At 48.8% G+C, this 17,040-nt stretch carries 12 protein-coding genes; 3 read left to right on the forward strand and 9 right to left on the reverse strand.

The window, feature by feature from the left end; translation table 11 throughout:
- Window positions 1-5: 5 nt before the first annotated feature.
- The gene (locus CHI14_RS08205) at window positions 6-2,030 is read right to left on the reverse strand and encodes a Na+/H+ antiporter (protein WP_095287935.1); all 2,025 of its coding nucleotides are present in this window, start codon (window positions 2,028-2,030) and stop codon (window positions 6-8) included.
- Window positions 2,031-2,240: 210 nt separating this feature from the next.
- Here CHI14_RS08205 and CHI14_RS08210 point away from each other — a divergent pair, with 210 nt between their 5' ends.
- Window positions 2,241-2,540 (forward strand): hypothetical protein, encoded by a 300-nt coding sequence (locus tag CHI14_RS08210; RefSeq protein WP_095287936.1) that lies wholly within the window; start codon window positions 2,241-2,243, stop codon window positions 2,538-2,540.
- 88 nt (window positions 2,541-2,628) lie between these two features.
- Here CHI14_RS08210 and CHI14_RS08215 read toward each other — a convergent pair whose 3' ends face one another.
- Complete coding sequence (locus tag CHI14_RS08215) at window positions 2,629-3,111, reverse strand: MarR family winged helix-turn-helix transcriptional regulator (RefSeq protein ID WP_095287937.1); 483 nt, start codon at window positions 3,109-3,111, stop codon at window positions 2,629-2,631.
- A gap of 189 nt (window positions 3,112-3,300) precedes the next feature.
- Between CHI14_RS08215 and CHI14_RS08220 the strand changes: the two genes are divergently transcribed.
- Together CHI14_RS08220 and CHI14_RS08225 are read left to right on the forward strand one after the other, a co-directional pair.
- Complete coding sequence (locus CHI14_RS08220; RefSeq protein WP_095287938.1) at window positions 3,301-3,825, forward strand: NAD(P)H-dependent oxidoreductase; 525 nt, start codon at window positions 3,301-3,303, stop codon at window positions 3,823-3,825.
- Window positions 3,826-4,068: 243 nt separating this feature from the next.
- Window positions 4,069-5,181, forward strand: coding sequence for an FAD-dependent monooxygenase (locus CHI14_RS08225; RefSeq protein WP_095287939.1), 1,113 nt, complete (start codon window positions 4,069-4,071; stop codon window positions 5,179-5,181).
- Window positions 5,182-5,275: 94 nt separating this feature from the next.
- Here the strand turns inward: CHI14_RS08225 and CHI14_RS08230 are convergent, their stop codons facing one another.
- The 7 genes from CHI14_RS08230 to CHI14_RS08260 all read right to left on the reverse strand — a co-directional run bounded on the left by CHI14_RS08230 (window position 5,276) and on the right by CHI14_RS08260 (window position 16,846).
- Window positions 5,276-7,852: a beta-mannosidase gene (locus CHI14_RS08230; RefSeq protein ID WP_481856394.1), complete on the reverse strand. Its 2,577-nt coding sequence runs from the start codon at window positions 7,850-7,852 to the stop codon at window positions 5,276-5,278.
- An 82-nt stretch (window positions 7,853-7,934) separates the two neighbouring features.
- Complete coding sequence (locus tag CHI14_RS08235) at window positions 7,935-9,515, reverse strand: helix-turn-helix domain-containing protein (RefSeq protein WP_095287941.1); 1,581 nt, start codon at window positions 9,513-9,515, stop codon at window positions 7,935-7,937.
- On the reverse strand, window positions 9,512-11,263 hold the full coding sequence (locus CHI14_RS08240; protein WP_095287942.1) for a sensor histidine kinase: 1,752 nt from the start codon (window positions 11,261-11,263) through the stop codon (window positions 9,512-9,514). Before CHI14_RS08240 ends, CHI14_RS08235 begins: the two co-directional genes overlap by 4 nt.
- A 29-nt stretch (window positions 11,264-11,292) precedes the next feature.
- The gene (locus CHI14_RS08245; protein ID WP_249281049.1) at window positions 11,293-12,147 is read right to left on the reverse strand and encodes a carbohydrate ABC transporter permease; all 855 of its coding nucleotides are present in this window, start codon (window positions 12,145-12,147) and stop codon (window positions 11,293-11,295) included.
- Between the two features lie 40 nt (window positions 12,148-12,187).
- Window positions 12,188-13,066, reverse strand: coding sequence for a carbohydrate ABC transporter permease (locus tag CHI14_RS08250; RefSeq protein ID WP_095287994.1), 879 nt, complete (start codon window positions 13,064-13,066; stop codon window positions 12,188-12,190).
- Window positions 13,067-13,238: 172 nt separating this feature from the next.
- Window positions 13,239-14,552, reverse strand: a complete 1,314-nt coding sequence (locus CHI14_RS08255) for an extracellular solute-binding protein (protein WP_095287944.1) — start codon at window positions 14,550-14,552, stop codon at window positions 13,239-13,241.
- A 209-nt stretch (window positions 14,553-14,761) separates the two neighbouring features.
- Window positions 14,762-16,846 (reverse strand): acyltransferase family protein, encoded by a 2,085-nt coding sequence (locus CHI14_RS08260; RefSeq protein WP_095287945.1) that lies wholly within the window; start codon window positions 16,844-16,846, stop codon window positions 14,762-14,764.
- Between the last annotated feature and the right edge of the window lie 194 nt (window positions 16,847-17,040).

A 17,040-nucleotide genomic window follows, 5' to 3' on the forward strand; every position in this document is an offset into this window, starting at 1 on the left:
TCGGATTAGCTATTTTTCAGTACGGTCGCTTCAACATCGTTGATGAATCGGCGCAGCTTTGCAGCCACGTCTCGATTGATCTCACCATTCTCATACAACTGTTGTACCGTGTTACGCTGCTCTTGAATGGCTACCATTTGCAGCTCAAGCTTCTCCTGATTGAACGGATCTTCGGTCTTCCCCTTATTCCAGCTTCTTAGTCTGGCGATCACCCGCTCATACTTGGCAATCACGGACAGAGCCACAGGCCGATTACCGTCGTTCATATGAGCCCGAATGGCTTTGATAGCCGCTTCCGAAGTACGAAGCTTAACCTGACGAAACTGATCTGCATTTTCTAACATGAACGGCTGCTCGGGCTTTTCCGAGCGATTCGTAAACAGATGACCGAGCACGCGTCCGATCTCACTAATGGAGAACATCATCTGTGTATTGGTGCGGTTAGCCAGCATCATTTCCTTACGGTCCAGCCAGCTGTTACATTTAAACGCCGCTTCGGATGCAATGACGTTCTCATCCATCATACTTTCAATTTCCTTGCGTTCCGCACGCGTGCCAATCAGGTTAATGGCCGTTTCCTGCTTCATTATGTCCTTGCGTTTGCCCACCGTCATCTGTCCTGCAGCCTGCCGGATGTATTTCGATAAATCAGAGACTACAGCAAGTGCTGCGGCTTTGTTCTCGTCGGTCATCTCGGACTTGACTGCCCGAATGGCCGCATTAAGCATGATGTCCTGTGCCTTTCGCTCTGTCGTTTGCTGAGAGCCATCAGCAGCCTTTTCATCATTCTTGGCGAGTACTGGCAGAAACACGCTTGCAGCGATTAACGTAAACAGAATAACTCCAGCTGCCAGGAATATGATCAAGTCCCGTTCCGGGAAAGGGGATCCGTCCTGAAGCACATACGGGATGGAGAATGCACCCGCAAGGGTTACCGCGCCTCTCACACCCGACAGGGAGATAATGGTCATCTCTTTTAACCTTGGTTTTCCAATCGGGGACTTCTTGCGGAACCACTCATTCCCCTGCCAGAACAGATAGATCCAGACAAAACGAAGCAGTAACAACAACAGGGATATTAATCCTACATACCCCAGAACTTGAAAATTGTTAAAGGTTACATTCTTAAAGATTGTATTCAGCACATCCGGAATCTGGACACCCAGAATGACAAACACCAAACCATTCAAAATAAATAAAATAACGGACCATGTGCTTGCAGAGACCACCTGCATCTTCAACTGAACCGATTCAGTTCGGTCACGTTCAATGGCATGGATAATACCTCCCGCCACAACAGCCAAAATGCCTGAGACCCCAATTTCTTCACTCACCAGATAAATAACGAATGGCGTAAGGATCTGCAGCAGCATATGCACGGTGACGTCCTCCATACCCAAACGCCGGATCCATACACCGAGCCGAATGAGCAGAAAGGATAATAGCGCACCTACCAGCAGACCACCAATGGCAATGATGAGAAAGCTGAATGAAGCCTCCGCTAACGAGAAAACGCCTGTAACGGTTGCTGCTATGGCAAATTTAAATGCAACCAGGCCGGATGCATCATTCATCAAAGCTTCGCCTTCGAGAAGTCTATGTATGCTTTTGGGCAGATGTACACGCCCTGCCATGGCGCCAACGGCAACCGCATCGGTCGGGGAAAGGATGGCCGCAAGAGCAAAAGCGGCAGGCAGCGGAATAGTAGGAATCAGCCAGTGAATGGCGTAACCAGCCACAACTACGGTAACAAAGACCAAACCGAGTGCCAGCAGCAGAATGGGAGCCCTTAAATTCCATAGTTCATGCCTTGGTGTTCGTTTGCCATCGTTGTATAACAATGGCGCGATAAAGAGCACAAAAAACAGTTCCGGATTCAATGGCAGATGTACCCCTGCAGGAAGAAGCGCAATGGCTACGCCGAGGACAATCTGAATGAGCGGAACCGGGATGAAAGGTACAAACCGGTTCAGGATGTTCGATAAACCGATGAGTACCAGCAATACAAGTACCGCAATAAACAATTCCATGATGGTAATCCCTTTCCTTAAATGAAAGTAATAAACCCAATCGGAGTAGTCTTATTTTAACATATATCGTTTTTGTTATAAAAACATTGTCATATTCATTACCCCGATAGCGAAGACAAGCAGCTTAGAGCAAGAATTCAGTTTGGATTTGTTTATAAGATGTTACAATATGCTCAGGACAATACCCGTTTGGAAAGGAACTTGGTATCTATGGCATTTGGAATTAATCGGCAGGAGTTGTCAGAATGGAAAGACCGTGTATCACGCGGCGAACTTGCTTATCTTACTCATTTTTGGATAGACCCGCGTTTCCCGGGCATTACAAGCGTAACCAAAGTAGGCTGCTCGAATCTGGAACGCCTTGAACAATGGTGTCTGGAGCACGGTCTTGATCCGCGCTATATCCATCGACGTCAGCCTTTTCCCCATTTTGACCTGCTTGGACAGAAACAAAAAGAGATTCTGATGGAGATTGGCCTAATGGACCACATTCAACGATTCCATCTGTAATAATCAGCTTATAACATGAAAAAAAGTCAGCCTTCAACATTCGTCCCAACCCGGGGCGAACCTTGAAGACTGACGCTTCAATGCCATTTTAACGATGTGTTTGTTCCAAAACTTTCATTTTTTCCAACAGCTTCAGTTCAATTTTCTTAAGCATGCCTATCATCTGCTGCTGTTCTTCTTCCGTAAGCGCTTGTAACAGTTCCCATGTCATACGTCCACGGTTTGCGTTCAGGGATTTGGCCAGCTGCTCTCCATCCTCCGTCAGGGATAACCACACAATTCTTCGATCCTCTTCACTGCGTACCCGCTGAATCAACCCTTCACTCTCCAGCTGATTCAAAACAATGGTGGTAGCGCCGGATGATAAGCTGAGCTGCCTTGCCACATCGACAGCCATACAGCGCTGTTCCCTTAAAAGCATGCCCAATATATGACTCTTAGTCGGATTCAGTTTGCAGTTTGTTTCTGTTTTCTGCTGCTGGTCCAATACCTTATTTTTATATCTGAAGAAGGCCTCCAACAATTGATCAATGTTTGCCAATTGAGAGTTTTGCTCCGTATCCAGGCTCATAAACGTTCCTCCTGCCTTTCGTCATAACCTTCCTAACATTGTAACATATTTGTACTTTTTTGTTTGTGAAAAATACGATTGCTCCATGGATCCATTGTTGTTTGTAAAGTTCATGCTTATTTTTGCGATACATGTGACAAGCTACCTCATAGCAAAGATAAATGATGCATTTTGAGGAGGTAGTGGAGCTTGAATATTTATATTGTTTTCGATAGCGAGGGCGGTCATACACAGGCGCTGGCTAAGGCGATTGCAGCCGGGGCAGCCAGTGTGCACGGGTCCACCGTTCATCTGCACTCCACCGAAGAAGCAGATGTGTACAAACTGGCGGAAATGGATGCCATTATATGGGGATGCCCAGGTCATTTCGGTTCAATCAGCTCCGGTCTGAAAAAATGGATCGACAAGTTGGGTTACCTATGGGCCCAGGGGAAACTCGTGGATAAAGTAGGTGCTGTATTCTGTACGATTGCCACAGAACACGGAGGGCTCGAATCGACATTACTGCATTTGCTGACACCGATGCTGCATCAGGGAATGATTATAACCGGGCTGCCAGGAAACTTTGCTGACAACGCCTTATATGGTTCTTATTATGGCGTTGGAGTTACCTGCCCAGTGGATAGTGACGTTTTGTTAAGCGATCAAGGAATTGCTCTTGGCAAAGCACTTGGAGAACGTGTCGCCCGAATCACCAATCGTCTGATCACCTAGACCGTGTATCATTCGGGCGGATGTATCTTACCTCTGTGTTCTCAAGCCTGCCCTCCCTTCAAGAAGCGGGAAAACAGCGCAGGCTTGAGTCCACTTCTAAGTAAAGTCACAACTGCCTATTGCAAAATTGAAGCGTGTTTGTTTATAATAACTAGTATCTTAAAGTTACTTTTAGTTACTTAATAATTTTTATAAATTTGTTATCATAAAGTAATATAATAACTTAGCAAGGGAATTTTATATATGAATGACAATAATCCATTACAAGTAGATGTCTGTATTGTTGGAGCCGGACCAGGCGGTGCCCTCCTGTCTTACTTGTTGAACCGCCAAGGAATATCAACAGCACTAATTGAGCGCCAGCCTCATCTGCACAAGTCATTTCGCGGTGAACTGCTTAACCAGGACGGTGAAGCTGTGCTGAGCAAGCATGGACTCTATGCGGGCGTAGCACAGCTAGGAGCCATGCCTTTGGAGCAGATTCAATACTGGGAGAACGGACAGATTATCCACACGGTTTACCCTGGTGAGGGAGAATCGCATGTGGGCATCCATGTTCCGCAGGATCACCTGCTGGACTTTATCGTGTCACAATCACAGGCCCTGCCGCACAATCACGAGACGGTACTGTTTAATACGGTGATGACCGGACTGCTTAGAGATAAGACAGGAAAAACGGTAGGCATCAATGTTCGGCAAAATGGTGTTCCCTCTTCTGTTGAAGCAGCCATTATTGTCGGAGCGGACGGGAGATATTCTGCTGTACGAAAATATTCTGGCCTCACCCCGGATATACGCAAGCATGGTTATGATCTGTTATGGGCGCGAATTCCTGCTCCTGTAGGCTGGGAACCAGCCGTTCGTATGGCGAGCATGAACGGTCAGCAGCTGGCGCTGTTCTCCCAATACGGCGGGTATGTACAGATTGGCTGGAATATTCCACAGGGTTCCTTCTCCAAGCTGCGTGAGCAGCCCTTTGCCCCTTTTGTGGAGAAACTTGTGGAAGCCTTCCCGTGTCTCGCGGAATCAGTCGCTGCACATATTCAGACCTGGAGCGATTTTGTACTGTTATCGGTAGAGAGCAGTTACAGCGAGTCATGGACTCAGGACAATGTGGTTCTGCTCGGCGATGCGGCACATACCATGACGCCTACAGGAGCCTTTGGGCTCAATGCAGCACTAGAAGATGCGGACGTACTCGCCGAGATCATCATTCGGATGGCTTCTGATCAATTTCAATCGATGGAATTATTGAAGCAGCTTCAGGTGATTCGCAGCAGTAAAGTGAAACAACAGCTTGCTCGTCAGGTGGAGATGGAATCCTCCTTTCAACAGCGTTACGAATCGCTGCGCTAGCGACCGCTCGAAATCGATAGCATTTAATTCAAATCAAACATGCCGGGTGGCTTCTGTTTAGAAGCCACCCGGCATGTTTTGGTTCATTTTGCAATTACACTTCGTGACCGTTCATTGCACTTACCCGAAGTGCATTCAGGGGTAGCAATCTCATCTCTGGATGACGTAAATACACCGTTCGGCTCTCCCCTGGAAGCAAGTCGAAATAGTTGTCACTGAACCGCACACGTCCCAGCGGAAGCTCCAGTTTAACCAATCTTGCGATGGCACCGCTGGCTGTAACGGTAACAGACTGCTCCTCCTCATTGACATGCACACTCAGCTGAGACAACGGCAGCGCAATGTCCTTCGGATCACGCAGGAAATATCGGTTAAGTGGGGCAGCAAATCCTTCCGATACGAGTTCAATCATGACTTCTTCCGCACGTCTGCCCTGCAGCACTGCTGCTTCACTTAATACTCCAACCTTTGAAGAAGATTGGGGTTCGACTTCCACCTGCAGTGTATCCGAATATACTTTCTCCCCATTCAGCTGATATACATTAATTCGAAGATGTCCCTGTAACCCCTCAAGTTTATCGTTCACGACCCATAATGCAAGCGGATCGCCTGGCTCATGCTCCAGTGACAGTAGAATCGGATGGAAGAAAGTCTTCCCATAATAAAAGGATGCCTTGGGCAGCAGTTCAAAATCAATCATGGACCAGCTCGTTCCCGGCCAGCTGTCATTCAGTTGCCACACAAGCGCACCACTATTCCGATGATTGATCCTCCGGAAATGTTCAATTCCGTACCGTAAGCCTTCCGCTTGAGTCAGCATCGAATAATTCATGTATTCTTCAATCGTTTGTGGAATGCCCGTGTAGCCTTCCATCAGAAGAATGCCCTTTTGGTGATTGGTATCCTTGTTGCGATAGGCCATCTCCGGACTTCCCCAGTAGAACTGCCCTTCAGGCATATTTTTCTCCAGCGTATAACGGTTGGCCGAAGCATGCATGCCGAATTCACTGCTGAACAAGGCATAATCCTTTTTAAAATTTTTAAATGTTACGCCCTCAATGCTGTAGTCAAGCAGCGGCGGTTCACCGTGTTTTCTTGGGTAAACAGAACCATGCCAAACCTGCCAGTTGTGACGGTCGCCAACATCCGGATCATTGGCATCATTGCCATCCTTGTCTCCAAACGGTGAAGACGGCCAATACGGACGGGACGGATCCAGACGTTCCAGAGCCTCAGGAATCAGCTCATGATAGATCAGCTCTCCATAGAACGGACTCGTGATATCTCCGCTGGCAGACTTCATATCGTAAAGCCAGTCAATCTCGTTATTGCCGCACCAGAGGGCAAGGGATGCCCGGTTCCGCAGCCTGATCACATTATTTTCAACTTCGCATCTGACATTCTCCATAAAATCTTGATTGAAGTCAGGAAATAATGCATTGGCAAAGGCAAAATCCTGCCACACCAACAACCCTAGCCGATCGCACTCATCATAAAAAACATTCTTCTCATAGATGCCGCCTGCCCACACTCGCAGCATATTCATGTTTCCTTCGACAGCCAGCTCAATGAGCTCCCGATATCTCGAGTCGGGAATAGCACCAATTAGATGATCAGCGGGTATCCAGTTGGCCCCCTTGGCATACATTTTGATTCCGTTCAGTATAAAAGCAAATGCGTCTTCTCCCTGTTCATTATGGAGGGCAAGTTCAATGGTTCTTATCCCATAGGGCTCGCGATAACGGTCTACTTCAATTCCATCGGCGTATAAGACTACCTCCAGTGTATACAGGTACGGTTCACCCAGATCATGCGTCCACCACAATCGCGGTGAAGGCACAGCCAGCGTTGTATCCGCCTGTCCATCTTGGACAGTCAGCGCAGCAGCTTGAGTCACTTCCTCACCTCCAGCATCCAACAAGCGAACATCACATGTCGTGACCACAGCTTGCTTCAGCTGCTGTCTGCTTCGGAAGGACATCACCGATTTCACTTTTGCCGTAACGTCAATAACCGCCTGTTCTTGGCTGACAGACTTGGTCCGGGCATACACACTATCCAGCTTCGCTATCTTGTGTCTCTCCAACCGGACTGCACCCCAGATGCCGACAGTAACCATGCGTGGTCCCCAGTCCCAGCCGAAATTCATCGCTGCCTTGCGCAGCCAAGGCCGTTCCTTCGTATAGGATGACCAGTCGAATGTCTCTTTGTCCCGGTTGTGCAGAGACAGCGGATCGAATCGAACTGCAATGGCGTTCCACCCATGGCGGACCAGTGTCGTAACATCGAAGGTATGGGACATGAGCATATTGGCTGTTTTCCCCACCTCATGTCCGTTCACATAGACGGTTGCGAACGTATCCAAACCTTCGAAGACAAGCTCGAAATGTTCCTGATCCTCTTCCGCCTTCACCAGGTTAAAGTTGGTACGATACCACCATTCCTTTTGCTCAATCCAGCGGCTCTTGACATCGTTATGCCCGTAGTATGGCGGATCAATTATGCTCCTCGCCACCAAGGCCGAATGAACATCCCCTGGCACTTCGGCCCCGATCCAGAAACGGTCATCCAGTGCAGCAGCTGCAATGTCCATCGTCCGTTTTTCCCCGACTTCAAAATGCTGGATCTTCCATTGACCTGACAGATCCTGAATTGAATCACTCTTCTTCATCATATGCCTCGCTCCCCAGATCCCTGAATCATTCCACATGATCGAAAACGTTTGCAGAAACAAGTACAACCATTCATGTCTGCTAACTTCCCGAAGGCTTGAATGCATACGCCTCTTCGCGAAATTCACTCGGGGTCTTGCCTGTATGTTTTTTGAACAGCCTGCTAAAGTATTTTACGTCTTCATACCCACTCATGGCAGCCACTTCACTGACTTTTGCAGGAGAGACTGCCAGCATCTCCATCGCCCGCCGAATACGCATATTCGTTACAAAATCCCCAAACGTTGTACCTGTCTCTTTCTTGAACAGTTCGCTGAGATGTCCAGGGTGCAAATGGATTTGACCAGCCACCTGCTGTAGACTGATTTCTTGTGCCAATCCGGATTCCATGTAGGCAATGGCCTTTTGCACGTGTGAAGCCTGCCCTTGGCCCATTTGACTGTAATATGTATGCATCAGACCATATAAATGGTGAAACAGCATATCCTGAAGGTCCCCAGCATCTGGTTCCGGCACCCATGGATCATATCGTACAGGCTCTTCTCTTCCTATTGCACGCATCGTGCGAACCAGCCAGCGTTGTCCTGCAATGACCGCAGAATGCAAACAGGCATTGAACGATTCTGGTGTTACTTCCGGGTCTAACATGAGTTCTTTCACAAGCTCCCGTGTCCATGTGGTGAGCGCGACAGGGTCATTATCGAGCAAAAGGGTACCCAGCACGGTTTCCTCTTCATGCGTAAGTAATGTTTTACCACCCTTGCGGTGTTTTACATGCTCGATGCTCCAAATTTTATCGTCAAGTAGACTCATATATTGATACGCTGCGGTTGCCGTTAAATAGCTTTCGTGAAGGTGTACCTCGCCACAAACCGGCTGCCCTACTGCTGCACGGAGCGTACATTTCAGAAGCTGCTCTATATGATTAACTACCGTTCCCAGCGTGTTCAGTAATTCCTGCTGCCTGCTCGTTACCTGCATTACACCAATAATCTGTTCCTTATGAATATGGGTCGCTGCACCAGGCAGCATATCCTCCAGCATATTTTGCACGGCAAATCTCAGAAGTGCTGCAGAAGAGCGACTCCATCCTTGCGCACGAATAACGAATACAACCTGCTGATAGACCTGACTGCCGTCCCATGATACACCAGCAGACTCCGCCGCGCCCGGCTTCAAAAATGCTGGACACGAACCTGTGATCACATCACCTTCAATAACCCACCGTTCAAACAACCGCTGTTTATTCTCCTGTAAAAGTCGCCCTTCCTTGGACTTTTCTGTCCAGCGGTCCATAACTCTCTGCTTGGCCTGAAGAACCGTTTTGATGATCTCTTCCGGTTTGCTCGTTTTTAACAGATAATCCGTCACACCCTGCCGAATCGCCTGCTGAGCATAAGAGAAGTCATCGTAGCCTGACAAAATAATGACCTCCATCTCAGGCAGCAATTGCAGTCCTTCATTTGCAAGTTCAAGACCTGTCTTGCCAGTCATGCGGATGTCAGTCATCAGAATGTGCGGACGCTCCTCAGCCAACCGGGACAACGCTTCTTCTGCCGAGGCTGCTGGTGTAAGGAGATCAATTCCCAGCTCGCCCCAGGCAATAACGCTGGCAAGTCCGGTGCGAATGATCACTTCATCATCGACAATCAGTAGTCTCATGGCGATTCCTCCAGAAAGGGTATGGAAAATGAAATACGGGTCCCTCCACCGACACGGCTGTCCATTTCAAGCTGAGAAGCCGCACCATAATGGAGCAGCAATCTCTCATTAACGTTGTGGATCCCGTAGCCACCAGCAGTGGGATTCACTTCCGGCAGTCTTTCCTTCAGCTGTTCTAGCCTCTCCTGCTCCATGCCGACACCATCATCCAGCACCAGTACGTTTATTCGTGCTTCATCCTGATCTTGACGAATCATGATGGTGATCGTTCCCGGACCATTCTTGGGCTGAATACCATGTACCATGGCATTCTCAACGAGCGGCTGCAGCAGAAGCTTCAGCATCATCCGCTGCTCCAGTGCAGGATCCACAATATAGTGCACCGAAAATTTATCAGGGAAGCGGATGGACTGCACCCGAACATAATGCTGGATATGGGCAATCTCCTGCCCAACAGGACAGAAATCCTTGCCGTTATTTAGGCTGATGCGCAGGAAATCACTTAAACCTTCGACCATATCTGCAATCCGGCTCTCTTTTGACATCAGGGCAATCCAGTGAATGGACGAAAGGGTATTATACAGAAAGTGGGGATTGATCTGTGCCTGAAGTGCCCTGAGATCAGCTTCTTTCTTGCGAGCTTCCCCTTGTATAACCTCTTCCTTCAGGCTCTCGATATGTGCACCGAGCAGATTGTAACTCTCTCCCAGTCTGCCGATCTCATCATCACTCTCAGATCGAAACAAGGGCAGCGGCCGATCTGGGTCAATACGGGATAGGTGCCTGGTGAGCACACGGAGCGGCCTTGTCACGCGGCGGACGGTAAACCAGACCAGCCCTGCACAGATTACAGCAGAAGCCACCACGGCTACAGCCGTGAGAATCAGAATATAACCGTTCTCCGACTTGTATTGATCGTAAGGAACTGTTCCAGTCAACGTCCATCCAGTCAGCTGTTCCGGGTAATAGAGCAGCGTCCGTTTGTTTTCTCCGCTGCCATACGTAGTCGTCCCGCTCCCACTCTGCCGAATCAGCGTCTGTAACTCAGGTTCGACCTGCTCCAGAGTCTGCCCAAGCCTTGATTTGTCCATGGAGGACAGGATCTCTCCGGATTGTCCGACCAGCTCCAGACGCCCTTCACCTCTGCCAAGTCCGAGCGCAGCCCAGTCTTTGGAAATGGCCTTTTCATCCAGGCTGATCGCAAGCCATCCGATGGGTCGATAATCATGAATGCTGCGGATGGGACGCACCAACGTGATCACATTTTGTATGCCTGCATAGTTGCGAACCGGGTAGACGCCGGTCCACATTTTTACCGCATCGCCAGGAGGAGCTGGAGGATCGGAAGTACCCGGTTCATACCAGGTAGCCGTTGTCAGAACAGCATCAAACCGATCCGGATATATCGCTATATTCGCAATATATTTTTTAGACGCCGCCAGATTGGTCATCCTGCCGACAATATCCACGCGGTCCAGTTCATGATCTTCATTTCGGCTCAGATACTGCTGAATATCGCGCTCTCCAATCAGGAAAATCGAAATATTCTCGGCGTCCTGCAGCATGTAGCGAAGATTGGCTTCCACCTGTTTCAGCGTGTCCATACCGGACAGCTTCGTCTTCTGCTCGGTAATGCGGGAAGAGATCAGAAATGCGAACAGACCCAGCGCCAGCAGCGGCACAATCATGGAGGCAGTTACGACAACCGAGAGCTTCCTCTGCAGCGATGATGTGAGCCAGCTTCCCAATTCATTTCCTCCTCTGGATGCGCATTCGTTTATCCCTTAACCGCTCCAGCCGTCATGCCTTTCATAACCTGTTCCTGAAAAACAAGATATAGAATAATGGTCGGAATAACCGACAGTGTCATGGCGGCCAGCGTTAATCCATAATCCGTCTGGTATCCGTCTGCGAAGTTCGCAATCGCCAGCGGTAGCGTTTTCAATCCTGTCTTGTTAATGAATACAAGTGCGAACGAAAAGTCATTCCAAGCATGCAAAAAACTCAGAATCGTAACGGTGGACAAGGCAGGCACTGACATCGGCAGCATGATCCGGGTAAATAGTCCCCACAGACCTGTTCCATCGATAAATGCCGCCTCTTCAATATCACGTGGTACACTCGTCAGATATGCCGTCAGTACAAAGATGGCAGTTGGCAATGCAAAGGCCGTATACGGCAGGATTAATGCCCAATACGTATTCAATAGGGACATCTGCTTCATCAGAATGAACAAAGGAACCAGTGTGCTATGAATGGGAATCAGCATACCTACAACAAAAAAGGTCATGACAAGCCCTTTCCAGCGGAACTGGAATCGTGCCAGTATGAATGAGGCTAGAGCTGCAATAAACAAAGTCAAAATCAATGATCCCAAGGATACCACCAGTGAGTTGCCAAATGCCGTACCCAATCTGGAGCTTTCCCACGCATTGCTGAAATTGGCTACATTCCATTGGGCCGGCAAACCAAATGGTCTGCTGTAGAAATCTTCATTCGTTTTGAACGCACTGATCACAAGCCAGTAAAACGGATACAATGTTAAAATACCATACACCGTCAGCAGCGTCCAAACAATTCCGCTGCGCAGCCGGCGAACCGGATGGCTTGAAGCTCTTCCTGGTGATGGCATCGTTACAGGTGTCGTACTCATTTACAGTTCCCCCTCTCTTCTAGTTCTCTTTTCTTTTGCGACTGGTCACCCACTGGCTTGTTCCGATAAGCAGCAAGGAGATCAATACGATGGTTGTCGAGATTGCACTACCGAAACCGTAACGGTAGGTTGTAAAGGTGGAATTATACATATACGTAGCGAGCAGCTCGGTTGCATGAGCCGGACCACCTTTGGTCATGATGTACACCAGATCAAATGATTTCAGACTACCCGAAATACACAGAATGATCGCAACCTGCACGGTTCCCCAGATCATGGGCAGTGAGATCGACACCAGCTTACGGATGCCCGAAGCGCCGTCAATTTTGGCAGCATCATGAATTTCACCAGGAATGTTTTGCAGTGCAGAGATGAAAATAATCAGATACAAACCAACGAAGCTCCACAGCAGTGGCGGTACGAGAGAGAAGATGGCAATTTTATCGTCAGACAGCCATTGCAGCTTCCAGCTCTCCAGGCCGAGCGCATCCAGCAGGAAGTTCAGGATCCCGATCTGCGGGTGATAGATATACTGCCAGATCATGCCGATAACGACGGTAGACAAGACCATGGGCAGGAAGACAGCAGAGCGCAGGAAGCGCTGCAGTGGATTGCTTTTGTGTAAAATGACCGCGAGCATCAGCGCTAACGGAATCTGACCGAACACGGAGGCCAGTACAAAAATGACGTTATTTTTCAGTGCCCGCCAGAATACTGGGTCATGCCAGATCTCCACATAGTTATTCAGACCGATATATTTGGACTCCCCGATGCCGGACCAGTTGAAGAAGCCGTAATAGGCTGACCATACAACCGGAACAAATACAAACAATGCATATATGATGACTGCCGGAGCAAGCCCCAGCATGATAAAGCGACGACTGCGCAGTGCATTCATTCCTTCACTTCCCTTCATTAATGCCTTACATATCTCCTTCACACATTGAAAGCCTGTAAATGAAACGGAAAACCCCTCCCCTGCCGGGAAGGGGCTATAACTCCTCAGTTAATCCCATGAAGTACGATTCACCGAGCGTTTCCAATCTACAACCTATTCCTCATTCATTCTGTTAGTTGCCAGCGGCATTGGCTTGTGCAGCCTGAATTTTGGCGGCGATATCTTCCGCTTTGCCGCCCATCAGCAGTTCCTGCAATCCATTATTAATAACTTCAACCGTTGCAGACCCCAGCTTGGAATCGTAAACCGGATTAATCTTCACTTCCTGCATCAAGTCATACAACTCGACGAACAAAGGATGTGCCTTGGATTTATCCAACTCAATGTTGTAGCTAACGAGTGTACTGCTATCGAGCGTAGCCTTTTGGCCATCAGGTCCTGCCAGGGCGTAGAACAGCTCCATGGCTGCCTCTTTTTGGGCCCCACTCAGTTTTTTGCTTACACCCAAACCGGTACCTACCACGCCTGATGTGGTTCTTGGCTCTCCCTCACCACCATCTACTGGGGGAAGAATAGTAATATGTGTGTTGTCCAATACCTCTGCAGGTGCATTGTTCACCAGGTTCGCCAGGGCCCATCCACCATTCATGACCATGGCTGCTTTCCCCTGAAAATACAGCTGCATCATCTGGGTTTCGTCAATGCTGTTGAACCCATCCTGAAATGCTTTGCTGTTACCAAGCTCCTGCATTTTGTTTAATGCCTCGATGAATTGCGGATCGGTAAAACTGGCACCATCCTGGGCTGCTGCTTTCAGAAACCAATCTGTACCCGTAATTCGGTCTGCCAAGGTACTGAAGATCGTTGATTGTGCAACCCAGTTTGCCTTGTTCCCCAGTGCCATTGGAATAACCTTGTTCTCATTAAACGTTGCAATGGCCTGTTCCAATTCAGCCCACGTTTCAGGAACTTTGACGTTATACTGTTTAAACAGTGCTTCGTTGTAATAAATGAAGGAACTTGGCGCCAGATTCATCGGCACGGAGTAGATGTTTCCGTCAACCGTATATCCATCCAGAGCGTTCGGGATAAAGTTGTCCTTCCACTCCGGCTTCGCATCCAGCTCTGAGTTAATGGGCTGAAGCAGATCGCCTTTTACAAACTCTTTTGTCATGGCATCCGGCCACATAACAAACAAATCCGGCATTTCGTTTGCAGCTGCTACAGTACGGAGCCTTGTTTTAAGGCCGTCTGTTGGCAAGCCCTCATCCACGACTTCAATATCTGGATGTGCTGCCCGGAAATCTTCAATGATTTTTCGCATGGCTACTGCCTTTGCATCCTGTCCGGTCCAGTTATGCCACAGCGTAACCGTGACTTTATCGCTGCTGCCCGTTCCTTCCGAAGCATCACCGCCACTGCAGGCCGCGAGTACCATCGAAAACAAGGCAATTGCCACAAAACCCGAAAGCCATCTTCTTAACATCTCTATACTCCCCCTTGGCTGTTTGAATACCCTCATTGTAAATGGTAACGCTATCATAACGTAAGGTGACGATCCACGGATGATGGGGTGAAAAATATCGGATGCCCCACCCAATAGCGTGTTACTTGAAAAATAGAACAAAAAGAGCTCTCGATGTGAGAGCTCTTTAAGCAAACAATCTATTTCGTATGAAAAAGAATAAGTTCAATTTATTTCATGCTGCTTTTGATAAGTGCTGCAAAAGCTTCCGAGCCTTCCTTCGTCAAATGTACGCCATCTTTTTCAAAGTACTCGTCGTGCCCTTCGCTTGCACTGTTCCAATCAATGAGGGAAACATTACTGTAGGATGAGGCTGCTTCGTTCAGTGCTCTGTTAACCGTTCGTTCCCAAGGACGAGGGACCCGGACAGTAACCAGATATACATGATTCTCATCCTTGAGGTAATCCAGCACGGAATCCAGGCTTTTGGAATTGAATGAACCGTTGGTTCCCAGTTCCAGGACAACCTGATTGCCCAGCTGATCGTTTCGTTTGAGCCCATCCAGGACATCGGCTGCCTCCCACATCTGACGGCCAACATGACCGTCCACGTGTACCCCGGACATATGTTGTTCCAAATAAGGCTTGGCATCCAGGATGACCGAATCCCCTATTACGGTATAGTGGATCTTGCCGTCTTCAGCAGGGGGAGCTTTGTCTTCACCCTCTTGCGAAGCATCTCCCGGCTGATCCGGGTTCTCCGCAGTATCAGTCCCGTTATCATCGGCATGATCCTTATTTCCAGCAGCATCTCCAGCAGTCTGGTTCGGCTCATCAGCAGCCGTTCCATCTCCTTCATCGGATGCCGGTTTTTCCGTTGTGGAAGGCGTATCTGGCTTCGACGTCTGCTCTGCTGGCTTGTCTTGCTGATTGCCACCATCATCTGCAGGCTTGTCGTTCTTCTGCGGTGCCGGCTTCTGGCCGGAACCTGCAGTATCAACAGGAGCCGGAAGAACATCCTGTCCTATCTCTTCATGCACTGCATGTTCTCCATTCAATGTGGTAGACATCGATACAGAATGTGAGTCGGAGTTCGCCGCAGAGGAAATCATCATCTGTGACACGGTGAAGCACATAAACAGAACAGACATCACCACTCCGCCCCGCTTCAACCAAATCTGATGCGTACTGATACCGTTTCGCCCTCTACCCCATAGCCGGGACCAGGTATCACGGAATCCATTATAGCGGATTGGATTTTCGATAAACTTCAATGATAGTGAAGCCAGCACTACCGTTGCTGCCACCTGCAGAATCATTCGAACTGGATGTAAACCTCCCGTATCGACCACAGGACTTGTCAGGATTATCACAGGATAATGCCAGAGATAGAGCCCATAGGAACGCTCCCCAATCCACCGCAGCGGTTTGGCACCAATCAGGCGTCCCAGCATCGAAGCGGGATGAGCCAATACAGCGACCAGCAGCGTAGTAGCTATGGCTTGAAGTACCATCCCCCCTTGGTAAAGCGATGGTTCATATTCACTGCTGTTCAGCATCATGTAGACCAGCAAGGCCAGCGCTGCCAAGCCGGATACATCAAGCACGGCTCGATTATGGCTTGCAAGGGAGGAGGACAGTTTGCGGCTTGGCCACACAACAGCCAGTGCAGCCCCGGCCAGCAATGCAAAAGCACGCGTGTCCGTTCCATAGTATACACGACTTGGGTCCAGATTCGGATTATATAGAATAGCCATTGCACCAGCAGATAACTCAGCGGCTACAAGAATGAAAACAACGAGCCATCCCTTTCTTTTGAACAGCTTAATCGAAAGGATAAGGAGCAGCGGCCACACCAGGTAAAACTGCTCTTCCACGGCAAGCGACCAGAAATGTCCGAACGGTGATGGAGGACCGAAACTCTCGAAATAGGATACATGGTGGAAGATATACCACCAATTGCTTATGTATAATACACCCGATATAACGTCCCCACGCAGGGCAGCAAGCCGGGAAGGATCTGTGAAGAGAAGCCAAATCATTACCACTGCAGTCATGGTAAGCATGCCAGGCACGAGACGTCTGATTCGTCTCACCCAAAAATCACCGAGTGATATGCGTCCATGTTCCTGCCATTGGGACACAAGAATATCTGTAATCAGATAACCTGATAAAACAAAGAAAATGCCTACACCAAGCAAACCGCCGGGAATAAATCCCAGATTAAGATGATACCCAATCACAGCAAGCACGGCAATGGCCCGCAGACCATCCAGTCCGTTCATATGCCGCCTGTTGTTCAACGTTTGTGACATTCGCGCCCCTCCTTGTTGCTTCGGGCCCACATCGTGGATGTCCGGGGCAGTTGCAAATCAACTTGGCTTCGCATCGTGATTCTGGTTGTCATTAACATACGTATTGCACCTTTCGTCATTCATTTCCAATATATCGATCAACACTCACGTTTAGCATTATACGCTCAAGCGCAGTGAGATAAATTACAGCAGTA

The organism is Paenibacillus sp. 7516 (assembly GCF_002272715.1).
In the GTDB taxonomy this organism is placed as follows: domain Bacteria; phylum Bacillota; class Bacilli; order Paenibacillales; family Paenibacillaceae; genus Paenibacillus; species Paenibacillus illinoisensis_A.

Coding starts and splice junctions, on each gene's coding strand:
- CHI14_RS08255 (WP_095287944.1), bottom strand. CDS start 14,552: ATGTTAAGAAGATGGCTTTCGGGTTTTGTGGCAATTGCCTTGTTTTCG.
- CHI14_RS08215 (WP_095287937.1), bottom strand. CDS start 3,111: ATGAGCCTGGATACGGAGCAAAACTCTCAATTGGCAAACATTGATCAA.
- CHI14_RS08205 (WP_095287935.1), bottom strand. CDS start 2,030: ATGGAATTGTTTATTGCGGTACTTGTATTGCTGGTACTCATCGGTTTA.
- CHI14_RS08230 (WP_481856394.1), bottom strand. CDS start 7,852: ATGAAGAAGAGTGATTCAATTCAGGATCTGTCAGGTCAATGGAAGATC.
- CHI14_RS08245 (WP_249281049.1), bottom strand. CDS start 12,147: ATGCCATCACCAGGAAGAGCTTCAAGCCATCCGGTTCGCCGGCTGCGC.
- CHI14_RS08250 (WP_095287994.1), bottom strand. CDS start 13,066: ATGAATGCACTGCGCAGTCGTCGCTTTATCATGCTGGGGCTTGCTCCG.
- CHI14_RS08225 (WP_095287939.1), top strand. CDS start 4,069: ATGAATGACAATAATCCATTACAAGTAGATGTCTGTATTGTTGGAGCC.
- CHI14_RS08210 (WP_095287936.1), top strand. CDS start 2,241: ATGGCATTTGGAATTAATCGGCAGGAGTTGTCAGAATGGAAAGACCGT.
- CHI14_RS08235 (WP_095287941.1), bottom strand. CDS start 9,515: ATGAGACTACTGATTGTCGATGATGAAGTGATCATTCGCACCGGACTT.
- CHI14_RS08260 (WP_095287945.1), bottom strand. CDS start 16,846: ATGTCACAAACGTTGAACAACAGGCGGCATATGAACGGACTGGATGGT.